Consider the following 22,513-nt stretch of genomic DNA (forward strand, 5'->3'; position numbering starts at 1 on the left):
GAGGTGCCGGCATATCCTTGGAATACCGCGATTTTCGCGTGTTTCTATCCGACACCGCACCGGTGCCGGGGCGGCGGACACGGTGTCGGTCACACTGAATACCATGGACCGCCGCAGCCTGAACCCCGAACGCTGGAACGTGCGGGTGCGATCCACCGCGGCCGCGGTCCTCGCCGTCACGGTGTGCCTGCTGCTGGCCGGTGGTGCACTTCTGTTCGTGCTGTACCGCACGCTCGAACACTCCGCCCGAGGCGCCGCCGACTCACGGGCCCACCAGATCATCGAGCAACTCCACACCCAACCACCCCAGGAACTCGACCCATCACTGCTCGCTACCGACGGTCAAATCGGGGCCATCCAAATTCTCGACAACCACGGAAACGTGCTCGCCACCTCGACCGGGATTCCGTCGTCACCGGTCCTCGCCTCCCCGCTGCCACCCGGCGAGTCCGCCTACCTCGGAAACCTCCACTTCGGGCACGACCGCGACTACTGGGTGGCCGCCCACGGCACCATGTCCCCGAACGGGCCCGTCACGGTCGTCACCGGCGCCGACCGCGAACCGGTCGAAGGTGTCCTGGCCACCGTCGCGGCACTCCTCGCGATCGGTGCCCCGATCGTCGTCGGCTTCGCCGCCGCCGCCACCTACCGGCTCATCGGCGCAGCCCTCCGCCCGGTGGAGCGGATCCGCGCCCGTGTGGCGGCGATCTCGACCGATCAACTCGACGAACGGGTCCCCGTGCCCGCGGCTCGGGACGAAATTGCCGATCTCGCGGTCACCATGAACAGCATGCTCGCGCGGCTCGAGGCCGGGCACCTGGCCCAGCGGCGTTTCGTCAGCGACGCCTCGCACGAACTGCGCAGCCCGCTGGCGACCATCACCGCCGCACTCGAACTCGCACAATCCCGCCCCGACTTGATCGACACGGCCCTGGTCGACGAGTCGTTGCTTCCCGAAGCCCGACGAATGCATGCGTTGCTCGAGGACCTTCTCCTGCTCGCGCGTGCCGACGAAGACTCACTGACCCACCTGCGCGTCGACGTCGATATCGACGATCTGATCCTGGCCGAACGCGCCCGCCTCCGGGGCCTTCCCGGCATCGCGGTCGCCGCCGCCGTCGACCCTGTCCGGGTGGCCGGGGATCCGGAGCAGTTGGCCCGATTGGTCCGCAATCTCGTCGACAACGCCGTCCGCCACGCACACACCCGAATCGCCCTCGCGTGCCGCAGGTGCGAGGGAAGCGCCGTGATCGAGGTGGTCGACGACGGGCCGGGCATCGCTCCGGCGGACCGGGCCCGGATCTTCGAACGGTTCGTCCGCCTCGACACTCCCCGAACCCGCGCATCCGGGGGTTCCGGACTCGGGCTCGCCATCGCCGCGGAAATCGTCGCCGCACACCACGGCTCGATCGAGGTCCGCGACCATGAAGGCGGGGGTGCACACTTCGTCGTCACCCTTCCGATCGGCGACGACAGCTACTCCTCCGACCGCATCGAATAGCCCACGCCGCGGACCGTGTCGATGCTCGCCGTGCCGAACGGGGCATCGATCTTGCGCCGAAGGTAGCCGACGTAGACCTCCACGATGTTGTCGTCGCCCTCGTAATTGGCATCCCACACTGATTGCAGGATTTCGTGTTTGGTGACCACCGAGCCGGCGTGACGCATCAGGAACTCGAGCACACTGTACTCACGGGGAGTGAGCTGGAGGCGGGTCTCCCCGCGGGTGACCCGCCGCATCGACGGGTCCAACGAGAGTCCGGCAACACTCAGGACCGGCGGCCTCGGCGGGGCGCCGCGCCGCACCAGCGCCCGCAACCGGGCGATCAGCACCACGAACGAGAACGGTTTGATCAGATAGTCGTCGGCACCGAGGTCGAAGGCATCGGCGAGGTCGTACTCACCGTCCTTGGCCGAGAGCATCAGCACCGGCGTCCACACCTGCTGCCGACGCATCTCCCGGACCACGTCGTACCCGTGTTTGCCAGGCAACATGATGTCGAGGACCACCACATCAAAGCCGCCACCTGCCGCCGCCGCCAGCCCGGCGACGCCATCGTGTTCGACCTGCACGGTGCACCCGTCAGCCACCAAACCGCGGCGCACCGTCTCGGCCAGGCGCGTTTCGTCCTCGACCAGCAACACCCGCACCGCCGCCTCCTCCACAACATTCCCGCAACCAATGGACCCCAACGGTACGACCGGGGTACCACCATCACATGGTCCCTCCAGCGCCGGTGTCAGCGCGATCGCCCGGGTCGGCTCAGGTCCGCACCCGGGATACGTCGACCCTCTGGGCGAGGTCGTCCCGGGCTGCGCCGGGTGCCATCCCGACGGTCGCCAAACCCAGTAGCACCCCGGCCAGCGCGAGCACCAGCGGTGCGGTCGCCGGTGTACCACCGCCGAATTCAACTGCCCTGGCCATCTTGTGGCGGATCCGGACGACACCGCCGGCGGCGGCGTCGGTCAGCCAGCGGTGTGCGCCCTCGCCGAGGGCGAGGAAGTCGATCTCGGCCGCGGTCCGCGGGCGGGGTTTGGGCAGGCGCAGCACCGATCCGTCGTCGGGGTGATGCGGGTAGTGCCCGGCGACGATTCTTGGGTTCCCCGGGGTGGACAGTTGGTGGCGGGCGATCTCCGCGACACCGGTTCCGGTGCGGGCGACGATCACCAATTCGTCGCCGGTGACCCGGCACCACACCTTCGCCCCTTGGTGCCCGTCCGGGGTCGAGTACCGCACGTTGCCCCAGCTGACGGTCTGGTCGAAGCCGACGAGGCGCTCCTCGCCGAGGGCGAGCAGATGCGGGTCCTCGGGCAGCACGTGCAGCCGGCCGAGTTCGGTGGCCAACCGCTCGGCCGGGGCCACCCCGACCGCGCGGTGCGGGCGTGCGTTGACCTTCTCGCACCACCGCTCACATGCGTCGACGAGTTCGCCGAAACTCGGGTAGTCCTCGAGCAGGTTCGCCTTGGTCGGCACGAGATCGGCCTTCGCGATCTTGACCGTGTACTCGGCGCCGCCCTTCGATTCCGGGTCGAACGGTTCACAGGTGTGCACGACGCAGCCGTAATGTCTTCCTGCGAGACGATGTCGGGGTGGCGGACGGGGATGCCGGCGATCCGGTCCATCGTGACGGTTCGGGGATTGTCGGTCAGCAGATACGTCGGTGCCCCTCCGATGCGGCGCAGTGTGGTGTCCAGGCAGGCGATCAACGTCGGGAGCTGCTGGTCCCACGCTGGCACCACGACCGTCGAACCTCGACCACGACAACCATGCGCAGAACAGTTGGGTTCGCCGGCCACCGACCCGTGGGCCCTCGCCCCAATCGAACTCCCGGCCACATGCCCGGCTCCGGGATCCTCCCCCACTGCGTGGGAGGTGCCCCCAGGCCGATACTTTCGGCGGTGCCCGGCCCGGTAGGTCGCCTTGAGCTCGGCGACCGCGCGGCGGGTGGTGCGGTCGGTGCCGTCGAAGCCCATCGCGGTGAGCTTGTCGTGCACCACGTCCGCCCGGATCCGGCCCTGTGAGGCCTCCACCAGCTCCTCGATCTTCCCTAGGAAGGGGTCGATCGAGCGTGCGCGGCGCACTCGGTCGGCCGGGTCGTGGCCGGTGTCGCGGAGCTCGACATACCGGGCCACCGTCTTCTCATCCGCACCCGACCAGCGGCGCCGCCAAATGCGCACACTGGGTCAGGTCGTAGGCTTCCAAGATCTCCATCACTTCCCTGGCACACTTGGGTCTCGGGGTTCCTTCGGTCGGTTGGTTTGCGCGGCAAACCAAGCCAACTCGGGCGAAGGAACCCCGCCCGGTATTTACGCCAGCGTGTCAATCAGCTGTTTCGTGGCCGCCGACCCGGGAATTCTCGTGTCCACTGATCCGGAGAAACCGTGTCCGCCCAACCGGAGCGAACTGACCGCCTACAAGGATTCTGACGTGTCCGTTGGCACGCGGTCGGTACGCGTCCACCCTCGGTTCGTGTGTAGGACGTCGTTCCCGCTGGTGTGGTTCAGGTGGGGGAGAGGATGGCGCTGTGGTCGGCGATGATGCGGGCGGCCAGGTCGCGGCCGGGGCCGTGGTCGAGTGGCAGGGGTGTGGTGGTGGGGTCGAGGGTCAGGTCGGGGTGGGGTGTGAGTGCGGGGTTGGTGGTGAGGATCCAGGCGAGGGTGTCTTCGTTGTGCCGGGGCCGGTAGGCGAGTCCGTCGAGGTCGGGGTCGGCGGCGCGGATGGCGTGCGCCCACCGCCTTGTGGTGACGTAGTGCCGGGCTTCGCATTTGGTGAGCCAGAGGTCTTGTCCGACCGCGGCCAGGTGCGGGCCGTGTAGTGCGGCGACGGTGAGGGTGCGGGTGACGGTGAGGGCGGTCAGGGTGCGGCCGGTCACGGCGGACGAAGGAACGATCCGGGCGATCGAAGGGTCCAAGGGCAGGTCCCGGCAGAGGGTTTCGGCGATTGCCCCGTCGGGGCTGTCGGCGATGTAGAGGTAGGCGTAGCTTCCGTCGAGGGAGTCGAACCGGCCGCCGGCGAGTTCGTCGGGTTGCGGGGTCGGGTTGGGGGCGTGCGGGTCGCGGTGGCTGCTGTGTACCCGCCACACCACCGTTCCGGCGGTCAGCACGGTCTTATGCGCCGGCCGGAGTAACCCTGCGGCCGGTGGTTCGATGTTCGGCATCAGTCGGGCAGCACCGCGGCGGCGAGGCGCTCGAGCTTCTGACCGGCCGCGGGGTCCGGGTCGGCGGCCAGGTCGGCCGGGGTCTGCCCCTCGGGTAGGCGGGTAGAGGGGGTCAGCCACCACGACGCCACCCCCCACGGGTCGGCGGCGGCACCGAGGGCCGTGTTGACGGCGGCGACGGTCTCGCGGACCGCGGCGGTGGCCTTGTCGAACTGGAACGCCGGGTACCGGTAGCTGTTGCCGACGGGCAGGGCCACGACTTTGCCGGTGGTGCGCAGGCGGGAGGCGACGGTGCGATCGGATGCGGGCCGGTGCAGGACGGCGGCGACTTGGCCGGCGGTGAGCATCGGGTGGTCGAGGATGTGCCGGCGGGCGGCTTGCTCGATCTCGGCTTGGGCGATGGCGTCGTCGACGAGGTCGGCGCCGATCCGGGCGGCCTGGGTGCGGTCGGTCAGCGTCGGTGCCATTGCTAGCAGGGCGGTCACCTGGTTGCGGACCAGGTGCATCTCGGGGCGGGCAGCGAGTTCGGAGGCGACGACGTCGATCAGCTCGGGCGTCGACAGATCCGACAAACGGTGCCGTTCGTCCGGCGACGGAGTGCCCTGTGGGCGGTCGCCGGCACGCGTGTAGCGGCCGGTCAGGGTGTCGAGGCGCAGGCGGTAGCCGGCGAGCTTGTGGTGTCGCCGGGGGGAGATCGATCGGTGGGTCGACATGAGCACTCCTTGCTACGTTTGCACCGTAATCTTACATCGTTGCTTTCGTTGCGGCGAGGTGTGAGGCCCGTGCAGTTGTCACCCGGATGTCTTCGGTCATGAATCGATCGCCGCCCACTCAGGACAGGATGAAACCGTGAGTGACCGAACCGCTACAGAGTTCGAGCGTGAACTCGCCATGCTCGCCTACGTGCGTGACCGCCTCCGGGCTTCGGAGGGCAACGACTTCCGCATCCCGACCACCGCCGTCGACCAGGTTCTCGACGAGCTCAACAGGCTCGAACGATCACCGTGGGATCCCACCTGATGCCGTGCAGGGCCCGAAATACTGGTCACCGGTGTGAAGGGGCGGCGGGCACGGGGTTGGTCGCGCCCCGAGGACGTCACCGGGGCCGGTATCCGCTGCCACGTCACCCGCGTGCCTGGAAACCAGCCCACGTTTCCGGGTCAGGGCACAGTCCATGCCCATCCCCGGCCGCGCCGGCGGTGAGGTTGCGCCAATGCACGGTCCCGGTGCATCCGGTCTCCATGCGGAAGTACGTGAGACCCGGTGTCGCGGTGTCGGTTCGCGCGATGACGCGGCCCTGGCAGATGCCCATCCACGTCGCATACTGAAACGACAGCGTGTTGCCGGCCACCGGCACGGGCAGAACCGTATCGACCGGTGCCGCGGACACTGCAGGTGCTCCGATGATCGCGGCAGTCAGCGTCGCCAGGGTTGCGATTCCGGCCGCGAGAAGGCGCGGCAGACGGGGGCGCGATGAATCCTTCAGGACCGGTCCTCTCGGGCGATGTACGGCCATTTTCGGTCGGACATCCACCACGGTTTGCCGGAATCGCGGACTCCAGTGGCGACGTCGGGGTGTGCGCGGCGACGTGGGTACGAGCAGAGACGGTGATCGATCGTGGGTGGGATAGCTGCAGTGCGCGTATCTTCTCCGTGGTGCGCCCGGCCGGGAGCCGCGCGTTGAGCCCGCGGTTGTCGGATTGCCGCCACTCCGGGGCTCACTTCTGCTGGTTTGCAGTGTCATTCACGCAGACGACAGCGGGCGACTGGAGACGATCGGCGCGTTGATGCCCACCAACCCGCCGGTGGGAGATGTTTGCCAGGTGATGCCCGAGGGTGAAACGAACCGATTAGTATGCGCAGTTGATGCGACGGACGTCGGTAACCGGGCTTCGGCTCTTGTCCGGCCGCGCAGGTTGGTGCGGTTTCGGGTCGAGCGAGGGTGGTTTCTGGTGGAGTTTCCGATGCTGTCCAAGGGGCAGAACTTGTCGCTGCCTACTGAGGTGGAGCAGATCGATGTGGTGCTCGGGTGGACCGAGTCGGAGGTCGAGGTCGATGCGTCCGCGCTGTTGTTGAACGCGGATGGGAAGGTTCGCTCGGACGAGGATTTCGTGTTCTACAACCAGCCCGAGTCGACGGACGGGTCGATCCGGTTCCTGGGTACGAGCGGCACCGAGGAAGGTGGGCAGGCGCGGATCGCGATCGAGTTGTCCGCTGTGCCGGCGGACGTGCACACCGTGGCCTTGGTCGGCAGTGTCGGCGAGGGCAGGTTCGGTGATCTCGGCAAGCTCGCTCTGCGTGTCGTCGACGGCGCCGGGTACACCCTTGCCGAGTATGTCACCGCCGATGCCACGACCGAGTCGGCGTTCGTGTTCGGCGAGGTCTACCGCCGAGGTGGGCAGTGGAAGGTCCGGGCGGTCGGGCAGGGTTGGGAGTCCGGACTGGCAGGGTTGGCCACGGACTTCGGTGTCGACATCGACAACGAGCCGGAACTCGAACCCACCACCGGTGATACTTCGTCCGACCCTGCCGAACCCGCTGTGCCGCCGAACAGCTCCGCCGGTGACGCCACGCACCTGGTGCCCGAACTGCCCACCCCACCCGTCGCACCGGCGACACAGGCGAAGGCGAGGACCCGGGGTGTCCGCACCGCCAAGCGGGCGGTGAAAAAGTCGAAGCCGGTCGAATTCACCCTCGCCGAACAGGATACCTGGCAGCCGGCGCGGTTGTTCTCGGTCATCGGCGTCGGGACCGGGGAGGAACAGGAACGGCGGGCCACCTCGGCGTTGATCGCCACCATGCAGGCGGTGCGACCCTTCGCACGCGCGGTGTGCGCCCGGATGGGGGCCCCGGTCGGTGTCTTCGAAGGTTATGTGGAGGTGGCGTACGAGCGGGGTGAGACGAAGGTGATCCCCGACGCGGTGCTGAAGGTCTCCCGCGGCACCAGGGTGTGGACCGGCCTGCTCGAGGTCAAGACCGGCAACGGCCAACTCAAACGAGAGCAGCTCGAAAACTATCTCGACGTGGCGCGGAAGAAGAAGTACGACGTGGTGGTCAGCCTGTCGAACGACGTCCCCGCCAGTGCCGGGGAGTTGCCGGTGGAGGTTGACCGCCGCAAGCTCGCCAAGGTCGCGCTGCGGCATCTGTCGTGGGCGGAAGTAGGCCATGAGGCACGGATGTTGCTTTCGCACGGCGGTATCGACGATGACCTGCAGGCCTGGATGTTGGCCGAGTTCCTGCGCTACCTCGATCACCCCCGCTCGGGGGCGGCCGAGTTCGTGGACATGGGCCGGCACTGGGTGACCGTCCGCGACGCGGTCACCGCCGGCACCCTCCGTGCCGGCGACCAGAAAGCCGCCGCCGTGGCCGACACCTGGGTGTCCCTCTCCCGCCATCTGGCGCTGCGGCTGACCGCCGAACTCGGGGTCACCGTCAAACACATCCTGCCCCGCAAGCTCAGCTCCGACCCGGCGGCCCGCAATGCGGCGGTGGCCGAAAGGTTGGCGACCGACGGGGTGTTCGAAGCGGTGCTGCGGATCCCAGAAACGGCCGGTGATCTGGTGGTGATCGCGGATGTGCGGACCAACAAGATCCGCTGCCGCACCACCGTGGAGGCACCGAATGAAGGCACATCGGGGCGTAGGTTGTCGTGGCTGCTCAGGCAACTCGAGGACGTACCCGGCGACGTTCAGGTCGAAGCGGTGTTCTCCGAGCGGGGCAACGAAGCCTGCGAGCACCTCGACACGGTGCGAGCGGATCCGAAGGTACTGACCAATGGGCGCTCCGGGAACATCGTGTCCTTCTCCCTCGAACAAACCTTCCCGATGGGAGGCCGGCGGTCGGGCACCGCGGCGAGCTTCATCACCAGCGTGACGTCGTCGACCGACGCGTTCTACGGCACTGTGGTTCAACAACTGCGGGAATGGGTGCGGGCAGCGCCGAAACAGAATGAACCGCCGAAGCCGGAGACCGCAGAATCCGAGGGAGAGTAACCCTCGGTATCCGCGTCCGACCCGGCGCGCCCCTGGCCTGGCATGCGGGGCACGTGCACGGGCGGATGCAATGGCGCGGTGGTTTGAGGGGTCGGTGAGGCTGATGTGGCTGGACTGATATAATGATGAAGGATTCGTTGCGTGTGGTTTGGGGCTGGAGCACCGCCTACGGTGTTGGAGGCCTTGATCGTGTGCAGTGTTTTTGGTCTTTTCACGATCGTTATTCCCCTGTTGGAGTCAGTCAGAAGCGGCGTTGCAAGTGACCGCAAAGGATCCGACAAAGGAAGCACGAGGTGGACGCGTATGGGCGTAAATTCCTGGAACGCAATCAAAAACATCGGTCATGGCGTCACGGGATCACTCCTGGTCCAGTCCAGACGCAACGAATCGAAACCCCGCTGAGGTTCGGACCGTAGCGGTGGTTTTGTTGATCACGGAACCAACGTCGGCCATTAAGAATTGGTCCCCTCGGGTGTGCAGATCCGAGGGGTGTGCCCACCATTTCACAGCGTCCGCAGGTGGTCAATCCGGCTCACCGGGTTCGAGCGGCGGGGCTATCGCGACTCCCGAATCAAATTTGCACGAACATCTCGGGTAACACGCCGACCGCGTCGGGGTTCGGTATCGGTACCGACGCGGGCAGGACGAGCGTGCCGAGATGTTGGTCGAGCCTGGCATGCGACCGACCATCTATATCGATGCCTCCTTCGACCTCGCCATCTGGGTGGGGGCGTGTCCTCGTTCGTGGTTCGCTCTCGCGGGATTTCGGGCCGGTGCTCAATGCTCCGTAACGCCGAGCCCTGAACCCTGCAACCGGCTTCCGTTGGCGAATTCAGTGGACAACCTCCGCGCCGCACTATCGCCTTTGGTGTCATTCATGTGAATTAACCCGCCGCCGAGACGGTTCGGGCGGCGTGAGCGTGTCGGTGCGTCCGGATATCGTCCTTTGTCCGAGGACAGTTGCTCCCCGAACGAGGGGCAGAAATGGGGATTCAAAGTGCCACAGTTGACGAGCCAGTTCCGTCAGGCCCTCCGCGCGATCGAACCGACCGCGGCGGACCGGGACAACGCCCCGAAAGCGCACAACGAGGTGCGCGAAGCGTTGCTCGCGGATAGCACCCTCAGTGACTGGGGCTTGGATCCCGTGCTGATCGGCAGCTATAAGCGGCACGTCAGCATCCGGCGGATGAAGGACGTCGACGTTTTTGGGCGCCTCAATGATGTGCCGCGAGATACCGCGCCGAGCGCTTTACTCAACAAATTTGAGAAGGTCCTGACGGCTGCATTCGGCGACGAACGGATCGAGCGACAGGCCCGCAGCTTCCAGGTCGCCTTCCCCGAACTGGACGGGCTCTATGTCGACGCGGTCCCGGCCCGCCCGTGGACGAGCCCTTACGGCGAGTCCGCGTGGCAGCTTCCCAAGCGCGGCGAGGGTGGTTGGCAGGCGACGAATCCCGAGCGGCTCACCGAACTCACTACCGAGATGAACGAACAGTTCGACAAGCTGTACGTGCCGGTCGTGAAGCTGCTGCGGCAAACGCGCCGCGCGTTGATGGGGCCGAAGAAGCCGGGCGGGCTGACGATAGAGATCTCCGCGCTGCTGGCATTCCAGTCGGGCGCGGTGAGCGGTACCACCATTGGCGAGGTCTACGTGTCCGCCCTGCAAAAGACGGGTGAGGTGCTGCACAATGCCTTTGTCCTAGGCCACGACCTCGCCGACCCCACTCTCACGGGGGAAGTGCTGTACGTGCGCGGTGAGGACGCGGACAAGAAGGCTCTTGCGCGAGCATTCGTCGACGCGGGCGCGCGGGCACAGACGGCGATCGACGCCGACGAAGACGACAAGTGCGCGGCAGCAAAGACGTTTCGAGACATACTCGGCAGGGCGGTCGACGACCAAGGTGATCAGGACTACGTCTTCCCGACTCCGGATGATTGCAACGTGGACGGGAGCCGGAAGAGCTTCGCGCGGGTGCGGGCTGGAGACCGGCAGATCGTAGCCGGGGATCGCCGCTTCGGATGACGTACGAGCAGGATGCTAGTGAGGCGCTGCGCCTGTCCTGCGTCGAGGCAACCGACCGGCTCATCGACGCGCTCGCCGTGCGCGGCTTCCAGCAGGTCGACGACGTCTCCGAAACATGGCGCGGCGTGCTGCACATCGACGTCGACCCCGATGGTGTCGACGTGCATACATTGATCGACGTGCAGATTCCTGCGGACTACCCATACGCGCAACCGAAGATCACACCGCTGTCGAGCGCGGCTGCCATGACGCGAGCGGGATCTGACCTGTCCCGTTACTACGAGGCGTCCTCCACCTGGCACCGAGAGCCGAGCGGTCATCTGTGCCTCTTCGAGCACGCCGATCACAGCCGCCTGCCTTGGGCGGATGCAGGGGACCTGCTTGAGCAGGTCCAAGCTTGGCTGCGGGAGGACCGCGCCGGGTGGCCTACCGGCGCGCCGGCACTTGACCTCGAGCGCTACCTCTCCTCGACGGGAGAGGTGGTGCTATTCGACGACCCACGTAGCGTGGCCGGCAAGGTCGTGCATCTCAAGCGGCGCGGATCAGTCTGGGTGGTCGATCTGCCCGCGAAGGTGCCGCGTGGCCGGCGTGGGGTGAAAGCTCGGTGGTCACCTGGTGTCGCGCTGGTTCTCGACGTGGGAGAGCTCGATCGGCCGATCCGCGACTGGCCATCGCTACTCGACGCGGCTGGCGAACAAGCACACCACCTCCACCGTGAGGTCGCATCCGGAATACGTGAGCTCGTCCTGACATACCGGCGTGGAAGTGCCGCGGGTGTGCTCGCGCTCCGGCTCCGGCCGACCGCTTCCGGTTGGACAGTGAAGGCGCACACTGCAGCTCCCCGCGACACAGCATCCCTGACACGGCGTGCCCACCCCAAACGGAATATTCTCGCGCAGCGCGCAATCACCGTGGTCGGGGTCGGGGCGATCGGGTCAGTTCTCACCGACCTCCTCCACCGTAGTGGCGTCGGACGTCTGCACCTCGTCGACCCGGACATCGTCCTACCCGGAAACGTGATCCGCCACCTGGTCGGCGCCGACCAGGTGGGAAAGCCCAAAGTCACCGCAGTGGCACACACGGTGCGCTCCGCACGGCCGGAATCAGACCAGAACGTGACCACCGAACACGGACGCATTACCTCGTTGCAGGCCGCCCGCGACCTATTCCGCACGTGCGACTTGGTCGTCGATGCAACCGCCGATTCCACGGCATCGACTCTGATCGGCGCCGCCGCGCGCGCCGGCGCTGGCAGAGCGATCAGTGTCTGCGTGCTCGCGGACGGATACGCTATCCGCGTCGATCACTGGCCTGAGCCGTCCACCGGCACCCTTGCGGCACCGGTACTGCCGCCAGTTCAATCCGGAACCTACGAGACCGGCTGTAGCAGTCCGATCAGCACCACACCACCCGCCGCCGCATGGGAGGCGGCTGCACTCGGAGCGCGACATGCCATCGACGTCGTCCTCGGAATCTCAAGCCGGGCTAGCGAACAGCGCATCCTTCACGCACAGGGCACATTACGATGACCGACAGCCCACCGGTCATCGTGGCCCACGACGCGATGGCGACAATGCACGCCGCCGGAGCTGCTGCGCTGCCACGCGAAACCGGCGGCATCCTCATCGGCTTCCGTACCGAGGACCAGATCGTCGTTACACGAGCGATTGTGATTGCCGACGAACGAAGCACTCGACGCGCCTACCTGCGCCGAGAACGCCGCGCTCAGCTCGCGCTCACCAGCATCCTCGCAAGTGCCCACTCGGTGATCGGGTACGTCGGCGAATGGCACACCCACCCCGCAGACCAGCCACCCAGTCACACAGACATCGAGAGCCTCAAGCAGATAGCCGCCGCTACGTCAGATCTGGTCGCACTCATCGTCTTACCGTTTGAGGTGGCGGAGCCAAGACCACCACATGCATACGTCGGAGTGCACCAGAGACCAGAGTCGCCCCGAAGCAGCCGAAGAACCCGCACATGGCCAGCCTCGATCGCGATGGCTACTACCAGCGCCGACGAGCTCGAACGATGGGCCGCCGCCACACAACTGGAACCGAAGGAGCCTCACCAAACATGACCGACCCAACGCCTGTCTTCAGCTTGGCGGACGCATTCAAAACCACGACCGAGAACATGCTCACCACCTTCCGCAACGCCGGACGCATGACACGACATGCGCCCACGGTAGGCGACGGCAGCGAGAACGAATGGAAGCAAACACTCAAGCAGTTCCTTCCTCGACGCTACGACGTGAACACAGCCTTCATCGTGGACAGTCGCGGCAACGAGAGCGATCAGATCGATCTCGTCATCCACGACCGGCATTTTTCGCCAATGTTCTGGACGATGGGCGAGACGTTGTTCTTGCCAGCTGAATGTGTCTTCGCAGTCATCGAGGTCAAACAAGAGATAAACCGGTCGACCATCGAGTACGCAGCACACAAGGCGGCCAGCGTCCGACGTCTGCACCGCACGTCCGCACCAATCACGCAACTCGCCCAGAGCGCAAGGCCAGTCGAACCTAAGCGCATCCTCGCGGGAATCGTGGCCGGACGATCTGGATGGACCACAGGACTCGACGGTCCGCTCATCGACTCGATGGGTGGTCTGGACGAGGAACATCGGCTCGACTTCGGTTGCGCCCTCGATTCAGGGATGTTCGAGCTCCCCGAGGGCGCAACGATCGACCAAATGCAGAGATCCGACTCCGAGGTTGGACTGGCCATGTTCGCCATGCGACTTGTCGCTCGTCTCAACGCTGTCGGCACCGTCCCAGCCCTCGATTTCGACGTGTATACCTCCGCTCTGACACGCCGGGTGATCGAAGATTGACGCGTGACGCGACTGCCGTCCGTAATGAATAGCATCCCGAACTGCCCAACCGCCTGATTGTCAAACAGGAATCCGTGATCGAGAGTGTTTGTACGCATGCGGCGCGCAGACGCCCCACCGCAGTCCCCGGCTGCCGGGTATCTAGGGTGAGAGGGTGCGGATTTGCCGTTCTGGCTGCACACCACTTCGTGCCTAGCTCGGGCGCTGGGACTACCGCGGTGCTGAGCAATAGGACGTCTGTCGCGCATGGCTTGAGGACAAGGCGGACGCTGCGACGTACACCGGGGTCGGCGGTTCGACGGAGTCGGCGTCCGACCGCGGCCCTCGTCCGCCTCCTCGCCCCAATCACGCCGGGCAGAACGTGGGGGTGGGGAAGTCCCCGGCCAGGAGATCACCTACGAGGTGACCTCCGATTCGTCAGTCCTCAAATCGAAGGTGTGCATCTGCGGCCTGGCTCGGATCGGCGCCGCGCACCGACGAGCAACGCTCGGAACTGGCGATGCTGCTCACGAGTGAGCCGCGCCCCGTGTTGCGGGTGATGCGCGATCAAACGACCGCGCTGACGTTGCGGACCCGGATCGTGGCCGACGAGGTCCGCGCCGCCCGCACCGAGCACGGGTTGGCGTCGTGACCGTGTCTCGGGTGTGGGAGATCGAGATGACCGCCCGGGCCCCGATCTCGCACATCTGAGCGAGGCTCTGATCGGGACGACCGCGATCGGCCGGCGCATGAAGATCATCCAGCCCGACGGGTCGGTCGAGCTGGTCCCGGTCATCTCCGGCAACTCCTTCTGCGGCGTCCTGCGCCGCCTGGGGGAGCAGATGCTGCGCGACGTCCTCGACTACGAAGGCCGGCTGCCGTTGGCGGTCGAGCACACTCTCCGCAACGGCGGCGCGATCGTGAAACCCAGGCGGAACCGGTCACCGGCCGCCGCCTGCACCAACTCTGTGAGCTGATCCCGCAGCTCAGCGTGTTCGGCGGCGCGGTCGGGGCTGCCCCGATCGACGGCTGCCTGCAGGTCGGGCATGTGGTGCCGATCGTGGCCGAAGCACCGCCGATCCTGCGCCGTGAGCAGCCGGGCCCCTTGCCGTCCCGGTTCGACATCGAGCGCTTGAGTGCTACTCGCACCTCGACGACGTCACCACCGGCCACGCCGTCACCACCGTCGGCCGACGCCGGGGCAGAGTCGCCGGTGATGCGGTACGACATCGAAACCCTCGTCCCGGGCACCCGTTCGAGTCCTGGGTGCAACTGATCCGCGGCTCCGACCTCGACCACGCATTCGCCGCCGACGTCTTGGACGAGTTCACGAGGTCGGGCTGGCTCGGTGGCCGCACGGGGATCGGGCACGGCCAGATCGCCACCACTCACCGAATCCTCCGATGGGCATCGGTGGTCAACTGGCGGGAGATCGTCGTTTCGCGGCGCGACGAGGCCTTGCAAATGCTGCTCTCGCTCCCGGCATGACCCTCCAGATCGGTGCTGGGATGGTGCCGCTGATGATCCCGGCGAAGATGACCGGCGGTGTCGCGCACGGGTTGCCACGGGGTATCAGCCTCGACGGGCTCCTCGCCTCGGAAATCCGGGAGAACACCAATGCCGCGGCCAGGGCGGCTGACACCGACTACAACCCCTACAGCCCCGGCTCCATCCTCGAGGACATGGACCTGCCGCTGGCCTGCTGCACGGCAGCCGGGGTCGACGGGTGGCGTTGGGCAGCGACGTTCGCCTGTCCGGAGGACGAGGTGCCGGGTCCGCAAGTGCAGTACTGGTCCGCCCGCCCGGATCAGCAGGTCCTCACCACATGTCGGCGGAGCCACCGGCGTTGGTGTCCGAACTCCAGGGCCGCTACCGGCCGCGGGTGATGCCACTGCCGCTGACGGTGTGCCGACACCTGGTGTGGCGGGCGGTCAAGGACCCGGTCGCGGTCGTCGAGCTGCTCGAGCCCATCATGTCGATCGGGAAGAAACGAAGAAACGAAGAAGGGCAGTGCCGGGCACGGTCACGTCCTGTCCTGGAGATCACCGAACAGCCGGACGCCGATTCGTGGGCGCTCGCGCACTTGCACCCCGACGGCGGCCTCGGGGCGGCACCGCGCCTGCGGCCTGTCCGCACGGCGCCGACCACATTTGGACGGTGATGGACGGATGGGGTTGCGGGCGCGGTACATGCACCCCGCTTGCCAACTCCCGTTGGGCTGTCCGCCAGGTAACCCGGGCCTTGTCGGTGGTCGAGAGTTCACTGTGGAACGCTCCAGGCTTGGTAGATCTGCTGAGCGGACGATGACACCGGCAGGTGAGCACACCGGTCGGATCAGTGAGGACCGATTCCACCGAGCACGCAGGCGATCCGTTCCTCACTGCCGCGTATGGGGCACGGCGGTTCGGTGCTCTCGACGGACCCCCTCACGCACGGGAGTCGACCGCCGTCAGTGGTTCCGCCGAGGCTCGGCGGCTTGTACTGATTCTCCAGTCTCTCCCTGAAGCGAGAGTGGAAGACGATGCCGTTACTGTGCACTCAGCGATTGGGGTTAGCAAAACCAAGGAGTCTGGATGGCGGCGGCGGATAGTGATGAGGGTTCGGCAAAGCCTGGGAGCATAGCCAGCGCGAAGGAGGCGCCCGCGAAGAAGGCGCCCGCTGCGAATAAGACTAGGCTGACGAGCAGCAAAGGGCCGGGCTGGGTACCTCTGAGCGCCGACCCGATTGATCATCCGGTGGGGCCAGGACAGCCAAGCATGCGCCCGAAGGGCGACTACTTGGATCTCAATATCGGTTGGGACCGATTTGAGAAGCTTGTGCTGGCGGTGAGCCGAAACCTACTCGGGATCGAAGACATCGAGGTCCGCCGATATGGCACTCCAGGACAGCAACAACACGGAATTGATATTGCTGGGCGAGAGCCAGACGGCAGCTACAGCGTGGTGCAGTGCAAGGACTACAAGTCCCTTACGAAGGCCAAGCTGAAGAATGCTATCGGTAAGTTCGCCGAAGAACGGGAGAACCTCCCGTTCACCCCATATCAGTTCGTTGTCGCAACAAGCTTTTCCGGTGATTCGAAGCAGCTCAACGACGAGTTGGCTACTCAGCAAGAGAAGTATCCGGATCTCGAACTAAAGCTATGGGGCGCCACGGAGATTAATGACGCTCTGCTGATACGGGCCGATATAGTCGCACGGTTCTGGACGACCGAAACGGCGGAGAACTTCTGCATAGTCCCGATTCCGGGAGTACCAGTACCTCCTCCTGATCGGGCACTCCAGGCAGATCAAGTGCTCGTGGGCCCACTGAAGATGGAGGAAGTCGCCTCGCGAATGAGGGAGGCGAAGTCCGAATCGATTGATCCATCGGCGGCCGCAGAAATCTTTGATTCAGTCGCGTCAGAGCTCGAGGCCGGGAAGTTTAGGGCCTATGCCTTCTCCGTACGCGATGACCAGATTGATGCCCTAGTCGAGGCTGGATCGGTCGAGGCCGCCGCTGCTCTTGCTGGTCGTCTCGCAGCGATAAGTCTTTATCACAGTGATGACGATTCGGCATACCGTTTGAGTAGGCGACTCGATAAGCTCACCGGGGACGACATCGTCTCGCGCGCGACCGGCGTGCCCCGCACAAAATCGCCCGAAGCTAAGCGCCACGCTGAGCTGATTCGAGCGGCCGTCAATGTAATGAGACATCCGTTCGGGGCTACGGAGGAACTCGTCGACGTCCTGAGCAATCCCCCGGGGCAACTGCCCGTGCCGGAGTACCAACATCTCCTCGTCCTCCTGCTTGCTGAGTTGATGCTGGTGGACGAGTCACACAAGTTGAGCGACCTCGACGATCTAATACTGAAGGCGCATGACCATGCAACGACGGACCCTATTGCGGGCGTGCCAAACGACGTCGGTGTCCGCTTGCGGCTGATACGTAGCGAATACGACGAGGACGAGCGACAGAGCTTGGCTCGAGACGCAAACACTCATGCCATCCCGAAGCGGCACAAAGCGCTCGTGAAAGCGCGTCAAGCCCGCAGACACGCGCTTTCCGCTGCCAGCAGATCGGCACACAACAGCTGGCTTGATGCCATCAGTGACGGGATCCACGATAATTTTGCAGATGATGCGGCCGACTGGCTGTTCGCGATTCGGCGGCTGAAGTACGCCTATGGACCGTGGGCCTTCGGACCTGACGAGGAATTTGGGCGAGCACAGGCCCTACGGTTAACCCCAGGTGACCACCTTCTCCCCCGATACAGAAACGCCCGGGAAGCCGCTCTTACCGAGGTACTAGCAAAGCGCGCGACTTCCGCAATCGTGGCCACACGGCGATGGCTGGTTGACAGCATCGTGACCGGGCACTGGGCAGACGAGGCCCAAGCGCTCGATCTGCTCGGCGACCTGTATGCGGAAAATTCCGAGCCTGACCGCGCGGCTGTCTACTACGAGAGATCCGGTGGGAAAGACAAGCTGACCGAGCTCATAAAGTCGATCGGCGACCACGCTCTTTCCGTGGGCCCGCTCCGTGACGCGCCGTGGTGGGAGATTCGGGCGCGGACTCGGATCCTCGCGGAACAGGCAGATCTCATCGACGATGAGACCGCAGCGACCCGGTTGAGCGAACTTACCGAGCTTGCCCAGCAAGGACGCTCCGGAGCGTTGATCGAAGACCTACAGCGTTCGCTCACACTCGACGCAACGAGGGGCGCCTGTGCACTCGCAGCACGAGGTTCGGCGGCGCAGGCCCTTGAGGTACTCGACATGCTCGCGTCTGATGTGCACCGTGAAGCGAATGCGTACCGACACAGTGACCCTGCGCACGCCAAAGCATGCGTGGCGATCGCAACGGCACACGCTGACCTCACGCTGCGAGCGCTGGAACGTCTCTTCGATCTCGCAGACAATGACACATTCGACGCCCTTGTGGAACTAAACGATCCTGACGTACTCAGACTGCTCGGCGCTGACCCGTACGACAGACCGATCGGAGTACCGGACCACCTTTCTCCGCTTACAGATCGTGAGCGCGCCGACCTGCGGGACCGGGTGCGTCGATTGGTGACAGCTGGTCGCTATCTGTCAGCTGACATCTTGCAGCAGGTGGAACCCGACAGTCCCGACTTGCATGCCTCCGCGGACATCGCTCGAAATCGGATCCTCGGGCGTCCAGAACCTGATCCGAGCAACGCCAACTCGGGAATCGGCCTGATCTCCGACGCATCGCTAGTGCGGGGGCTTCACCTAGATGTCCAAAAGAATTGTCTGGACAAGCTTCTCGAGATTGCGCGAGACTCGAGGGAAACCGCAGACAATCGGCGCCAGGCACTCATCGGGGCCAGCCTTCTCGTTCGGAACCAACCACACGAAGTCCGAGCAGAGGTTTTCGAGAGCTGTCGGAGCTTCGTCAGCGGTGAAAGGGACGGTAGCGCGTTCGATGAGATGACCGGTGCTCCCCACCCTCTCAGCACCTTCAAGGTGAATCTCGGGCCGTCGTCCTTGCGGAGCGCCGGACTGACCCTCGCCCTCGGCGCAGCCGACGACAACGACCAGTACGCTTGGATCCGGGAGGAAGCATTCGTGCTGTTCCGAAGTACAGAAGACAGCGACGTCAGTAGGGCTGCCCAGCTCGTCAACGAGCTACCGAGAGAGATCACCGCCAGCATCCCGCCTGCTCTGATTGGCAGTTCCCCAAACGTCAACGTTCGTCAGCTCGCGGCCGTACTGTGCATCCGGTCTGCTGACCAGAACGCAGCACTTGCTATGCAGCTCGCCCGGGACCCCGATGTCCGAGTGCGACGCACCCTGGCGGGCGCACTTTCCGTGGCTGAGGTCTCGGATGCGGTTGACCAGATAAGGGCGGAGGTCCAGAACGACATTCGCTACAGCGTGCGCCGGCGGCTAAACGCATAAGGGCCATCGCGCGCTCGGCTGCGGCGTCTGCAGATTTACGGCGGGACTGAGCGGAAGCTACTGAAACCGGCCTCTATTGCGGTGGCCAATCAATGGGATAAACATTAGAGGGCTTTAGTGAAAAGTCATCATTCCAATCAAAAATCATGCCCTCCCATGCAAGGGGATCTTTGAAGGTTGCGGTGCCGTTGAACGTCGCGAATTGGAAGTCGCCTGATCTGCGAAACGCGGGATATTCGAAGTCGACATTCGCTTGGAACTGAGCGTTCGTGAACTCAGTAGTGTCCTCGAAGTTGCACTGTGTGAAATCCGCTCGACCGTGGAAGACTGCCGATCTAAATAATGTGCGACCGGTGAAGTTCACCTCGCGGAATGAGACATCGCCCATAAACTCGACCGGCTCAGGGGGGTCCTCAAGGATGGGCGTAAACATAGTCGTACTGCCGAAGGTTATGTCCGAGAAGGTGGCTGTTCCACCAAATCTTACCCCGTCGAAGTTCACCTGCTCAGTGAAGGTAACGTCACGGAAAAACACAGATTCTTGGAATTCCGTCCGATTTGGACGAGTCTTTATTGGTGATCCGAATGCCGCGCTGGCCCCGAAGATGGCATGATCCCAGGTTGCGCCCTTCTTGAAGCATGTGGCAACGAACCAGGCGGCCTCGTCAAATTGGATCGGCGTAGATGATCCGTAGTCTTGCGCGAAGACGGCATAATCGTTGAATGTTGCTCCAGTAAAGTTTGCAGTGTGTTTAAAGCGTGTGCCCATGAAAACGGCAGCGCCGAAGAATTTGGCTCCGTCGAATTTTACGCAGCGATTAAAGACGCAAGTTTTGAAGTTGGCATCCTGCAAGGTGGCGTCAGTGAAATCAAATTCTAAATCGCTCCAGGAGGGTTCAGTGTTCGGCTGGAGTCGTCCGTTAATGATGCGAATAATCGTATTCCGAACTTCGTTGTCGTTGTACCTAAGCCGATATTGGTCGGAAATTGAAAGGTTGCCGTCCGATTCGTCCGTGTGAGTCCGCGTCTGCTCGACCAGGTTATTGTGCGAGTAGGGATCGTGTGGCATGCGGAGATAGGCGCACAGCACGTCGACGCACTGCTGCTGCCATTGAGATTTCGGAGAGTCGTCGACAAGGGTTGCCATGGCGTAAACCCCAGCAAGTCGTACGGCTGGGTCGACGTCTCCGAGTTGCGCGGCCGCAGCGCCGAATCTTTCCACGAAACGGTTCGCTTCAGTGTCTCGTTGCTTGCGGTACGCCACGACGAGAGCCACGCTGGCGCCCACGCCACCAGCAATCGTCAGTGCGACTTTAGTTATTTCCACTGACTGAGGCGGTGTGTCGCTTGTTCCGAGCAGGATGCTCATGAGCCACCAGGCTCCCCCGACCAGAGCTAGTGCAACCACGAGCATGGCGAGTACTGACCTGAGTAACGACCATTGCCTTAGTGGCTGGAAGAGGCTTCGCCGAAATCTGTTCGCTCGCCGGGTCCGCACGAATACCTTGCGCAACCTGTCTAAGGGGCTTGCCGATGGATGCCCAGTTCTTTTGACCACCAGATGAAAAATTATCAGCACAGCACCGACCAGCAGCCCGACGATAAGTCCTGGTCCCCAGATGTGTGCCACCTTGCCCGTAAGATCGGACCGTCCGAGGTCCTGCGCCCGACTACTGACCCATCGAAGGAAACCTTCGGCGAAGGCACCAATAGCGCCGAAGGTGAGGAGGACAAAGGCAGCAGCTAACCCGCTGCGGGCCCACCGCGGAAACCGGTCCCAGCCCGCACGTGCATTCTCCGCCATGTCGAAGATCATGCCCGGTGCTTCCTTCAGGCGGTGGATGTATCACGACGATCGGAGGTGACGGCGGGAATCCGATGGCGGGTCATCGATCATTCGAGCCACTGGTTTCAGTGGCCTCGTTTGCCCACTTTCTTCTCATAGCTGCCAGAGAAGTGCGGGTGAATCCGGGTGAAAGCAGTCGACGTTTCCGGTGCTCAGAACGCATCCTCTCAGGAACCGGTTTGCCGGAGGAGGTCTCCGCGCTCCGCGTGTTCGATGTGATCGCCGGCTAGATGGTGATCGACGTCGAGTCCCATGAGTGGGCGCTCGAGCTGACGGGTGAGTTGTCCGCGGCTCCGGGTGCGGGTGGCATCTCCTCGTGCCCGAGCAGGGCCGTCTGGCGCAGGCTGCCCTCGAGGACCTTCTTCGTCTTCGCCGGTGTTCGGGATGTGCCCTGCGGCCGGGCGGATCCCGCCAGGTGCGCTGACGCCCCATGAGGTCAGCGCTGCCGCTCCGGGGCCGCCGGCGTCGAAGATCCCGACCAGCAGGTGTTCGGTGCCGACGGAGTTCTGGTGGTGTGTTCGGGCGGCGCCGGCGGCGAGGACGACCACTTGTCGGCTTGATCGGAGAATCTCTCGAACACCACGACGCGCTCCCTCTCCAGGCGTCGCCGCGAGCGACGCGAACCGCTGCTGCCCATTCTGGGCGGTGTGCAGGTGGTTATGGGTGGAATCGATGCGACCTCGGCAGCCTTGGGCGTAATGGTGCTGTGACCTGGAGTAATGGCACGTGCCCGGTTTGTGATGTGGGGTTCGACGACCTGCTGGGGGAGTGCCGGCGCCGGGGTGTCGGCGGGCGCGCGGGTGCCTGTTGAGCCGGTTTTGAGCCGGTTTGAAAGATGTTGATTTGCAATACGTTTCGGTAATTAATTGGAGAGTAGGTCTTTACGTGTGTTGTGCACAAACGCCGAGTTGTAAGGTTCGTAATCGGTTATTGATCAACAGTTTTGGGTGTTTTTAGATTTTTGACTGTTTTGGGTTGCGTGAAGGCGGGGTGGTATGCTGTGGGTATGACATGGAGCGGTGCGGGAAGGCGAGCTGGCGGCGGGGGTCGGCCGCACCGGCCCGTCTCCCCAGCCTCGTTGGGGCGTGGGGGACCGGATCAAAATATGCCAATGAAAAGCCCAGGTGAGAGCCTAATCTCGGAAATTCAGAGGAGCGAAGCGACTCGATCGACGGCAACGGGAATGGACCCACTGCGAGCCGCGCAGCGGCTCCCTGGCGGGGAGCGCAGCGACTCGCCCCGTCTCCCGGCGCGGAGCGCCGGGAGCAGCGCCGCGG

The 22,513-nt window shown here is 64.5% G+C and carries 20 protein-coding genes and 2 pseudogenes; 15 read left to right on the forward strand and 7 right to left on the reverse strand.

Annotation, left to right across the window (positions count from 1 at the left end; translation table 11 throughout):
* The first annotated feature begins 82 nt into the window (after positions 1 to 82).
* A complete protein-coding gene (locus GFS60_RS36685; protein ID WP_159929449.1) occupies positions 83 to 1,501 on the forward strand; it encodes a sensor histidine kinase in 1,419 nt (472 codons plus the stop codon).
* Here the strand turns inward: GFS60_RS36685 and GFS60_RS36690 are convergent.
* The 4 genes from GFS60_RS36690 to GFS60_RS36705 all read right to left on the reverse strand — a co-directional run bounded on the left by GFS60_RS36690 (position 1,477) and on the right by GFS60_RS36705 (position 5,371).
* Entirely contained in the window at positions 1,477 to 2,151 is a 675-nt protein-coding gene (locus GFS60_RS36690; RefSeq protein ID WP_159929451.1) for a response regulator transcription factor, read from the reverse strand. The genes GFS60_RS36685 and GFS60_RS36690 overlap by 25 nt on opposite strands.
* Before the next feature lie 112 nt (positions 2,152 to 2,263).
* Positions 2,264 to 3,052, reverse strand: a complete 789-nt coding sequence (locus GFS60_RS36695; protein ID WP_159929453.1) for a Mu transposase domain-containing protein — start codon at positions 3,050 to 3,052, stop codon at positions 2,264 to 2,266.
* Between the two features lie 949 nt (positions 3,053 to 4,001).
* Positions 4,002 to 4,658, reverse strand: coding sequence for an RES family NAD+ phosphorylase (locus GFS60_RS36700; RefSeq protein WP_159929455.1), 657 nt, complete (start codon positions 4,656 to 4,658; stop codon positions 4,002 to 4,004).
* Positions 4,658 to 5,371: a hypothetical protein gene (locus GFS60_RS36705; RefSeq protein WP_159929457.1), complete on the reverse strand. Its 714-nt coding sequence runs from the start codon at positions 5,369 to 5,371 to the stop codon at positions 4,658 to 4,660. Before GFS60_RS36705 ends, GFS60_RS36700 begins: the two co-directional genes overlap by 1 nt.
* A gap of 136 nt (positions 5,372 to 5,507) precedes the next feature.
* Between GFS60_RS36705 and GFS60_RS38860 the strand changes: the two genes are divergently transcribed.
* Positions 5,508 to 5,678 carry a hypothetical protein gene (locus GFS60_RS38860; protein ID WP_201453717.1) on the forward strand — a complete coding sequence of 57 codons (171 nt, stop codon included), beginning with the start codon at positions 5,508 to 5,510 and terminating at the stop codon, positions 5,676 to 5,678.
* 103 nt (positions 5,679 to 5,781) lie between these two features.
* Here the strand turns inward: GFS60_RS38860 and GFS60_RS36710 are convergent, their stop codons facing one another.
* On the reverse strand, positions 5,782 to 6,174 hold the full coding sequence (locus GFS60_RS36710; RefSeq protein WP_236603719.1) for a hypothetical protein: 393 nt from the start codon (positions 6,172 to 6,174) through the stop codon (positions 5,782 to 5,784).
* Positions 6,175 to 6,610: 436 nt separating this feature from the next.
* On the opposite strand from GFS60_RS36710, the gene GFS60_RS36715 reads away from it, so the two are divergent.
* From GFS60_RS36715 to GFS60_RS36755, 12 genes are all read left to right on the forward strand, one after another.
* Positions 6,611 to 8,650, forward strand: a complete 2,040-nt coding sequence (locus tag GFS60_RS36715; protein ID WP_159929459.1) for a TerD family protein — start codon at positions 6,611 to 6,613, stop codon at positions 8,648 to 8,650.
* A 997-nt stretch (positions 8,651 to 9,647) separates the two neighbouring features.
* Positions 9,648 to 10,673 (forward strand): SMODS domain-containing nucleotidyltransferase, encoded by a 1,026-nt coding sequence (locus tag GFS60_RS36720; protein ID WP_159929461.1) that lies wholly within the window; start codon positions 9,648 to 9,650, stop codon positions 10,671 to 10,673.
* Complete coding sequence (locus GFS60_RS36725) at positions 10,670 to 12,202, forward strand: ThiF family adenylyltransferase (protein ID WP_159929463.1); 1,533 nt, start codon at positions 10,670 to 10,672, stop codon at positions 12,200 to 12,202. Before GFS60_RS36720 ends, GFS60_RS36725 begins: the two co-directional genes overlap by 4 nt.
* Before the next feature lie 44 nt (positions 12,203 to 12,246).
* A complete protein-coding gene (locus GFS60_RS40610) occupies positions 12,247 to 12,753 on the forward strand; it encodes a Mov34/MPN/PAD-1 family protein (protein WP_442972238.1) in 507 nt (168 codons plus the stop codon).
* Positions 12,750 to 13,508, forward strand: a complete 759-nt coding sequence (locus tag GFS60_RS36735) for a DUF6602 domain-containing protein (protein WP_159929467.1) — start codon at positions 12,750 to 12,752, stop codon at positions 13,506 to 13,508. The genes GFS60_RS40610 and GFS60_RS36735 overlap by 4 nt, the downstream gene beginning before the upstream one ends.
* A 499-nt stretch (positions 13,509 to 14,007) precedes the next feature.
* Positions 14,008 to 14,139 carry a hypothetical protein gene (locus tag GFS60_RS40070; protein ID WP_268962679.1) on the forward strand — a complete coding sequence of 44 codons (132 nt, stop codon included), beginning with the start codon at positions 14,008 to 14,010 and terminating at the stop codon, positions 14,137 to 14,139.
* A gap of 13 nt (positions 14,140 to 14,152) precedes the next feature.
* The gene (locus tag GFS60_RS39750; RefSeq protein WP_236603721.1) at positions 14,153 to 14,464 is read left to right on the forward strand and encodes a hypothetical protein; all 312 of its coding nucleotides are present in this window, start codon (positions 14,153 to 14,155) and stop codon (positions 14,462 to 14,464) included.
* A gap of 83 nt (positions 14,465 to 14,547) precedes the next feature.
* Positions 14,548 to 14,763 (forward strand): hypothetical protein, encoded by a 216-nt coding sequence (locus tag GFS60_RS39755; RefSeq protein WP_236603722.1) that lies wholly within the window; start codon positions 14,548 to 14,550, stop codon positions 14,761 to 14,763.
* Positions 14,754 to 14,975: a hypothetical protein gene (locus GFS60_RS39760; protein ID WP_236603723.1), complete on the forward strand. Its 222-nt coding sequence runs from the start codon at positions 14,754 to 14,756 to the stop codon at positions 14,973 to 14,975. Before GFS60_RS39755 ends, GFS60_RS39760 begins: the two co-directional genes overlap by 10 nt.
* Positions 14,972 to 15,373, forward strand: coding sequence for a hypothetical protein (locus GFS60_RS39765; RefSeq protein ID WP_236603724.1), 402 nt, complete (start codon positions 14,972 to 14,974; stop codon positions 15,371 to 15,373). The genes GFS60_RS39760 and GFS60_RS39765 overlap by 4 nt, the downstream gene beginning before the upstream one ends.
* On the forward strand, positions 15,337 to 15,648 hold the full coding sequence (locus GFS60_RS39770; protein ID WP_236603725.1) for a hypothetical protein: 312 nt from the start codon (positions 15,337 to 15,339) through the stop codon (positions 15,646 to 15,648). Before GFS60_RS39765 ends, GFS60_RS39770 begins: the two co-directional genes overlap by 37 nt.
* A gap of 412 nt (positions 15,649 to 16,060) precedes the next feature.
* Positions 16,061 to 19,390 carry a hypothetical protein gene (locus GFS60_RS36755; RefSeq protein WP_159929469.1) on the forward strand — a complete coding sequence of 1,110 codons (3,330 nt, stop codon included), beginning with the start codon at positions 16,061 to 16,063 and terminating at the stop codon, positions 19,388 to 19,390.
* Between the two features lie 73 nt (positions 19,391 to 19,463).
* Here GFS60_RS36755 and GFS60_RS36760 read toward each other — a convergent pair whose 3' ends face one another.
* The gene (locus GFS60_RS36760; protein WP_159929471.1) at positions 19,464 to 21,206 is read right to left on the reverse strand and encodes a pentapeptide repeat-containing protein; all 1,743 of its coding nucleotides are present in this window, start codon (positions 21,204 to 21,206) and stop codon (positions 19,464 to 19,466) included.
* A 260-nt stretch (positions 21,207 to 21,466) separates the two neighbouring features.
* Here GFS60_RS36760 and GFS60_RS40615 point away from each other — a divergent pair.
* Positions 21,467 to 21,544, forward strand: a pseudogene (locus tag GFS60_RS40615) (YciI family protein); the annotation flags it as partial.
* Positions 21,545 to 21,709: 165 nt separating this feature from the next.
* On the opposite strand, the pseudogene GFS60_RS39775 reads toward GFS60_RS40615, so the two are convergent.
* A pseudogene (locus GFS60_RS39775) lies at positions 21,710 to 21,784 on the reverse strand (Clp protease N-terminal domain-containing protein); the annotation flags it as partial.
* Positions 21,785 to 22,513 lie beyond the last annotated feature (729 nt).

The organism is Rhodococcus sp. WAY2, assembly GCF_009859915.1.
GTDB classification, from domain to species: domain Bacteria; phylum Actinomycetota; class Actinomycetes; order Mycobacteriales; family Mycobacteriaceae; genus Rhodococcus_F; species Rhodococcus_F oxybenzonivorans.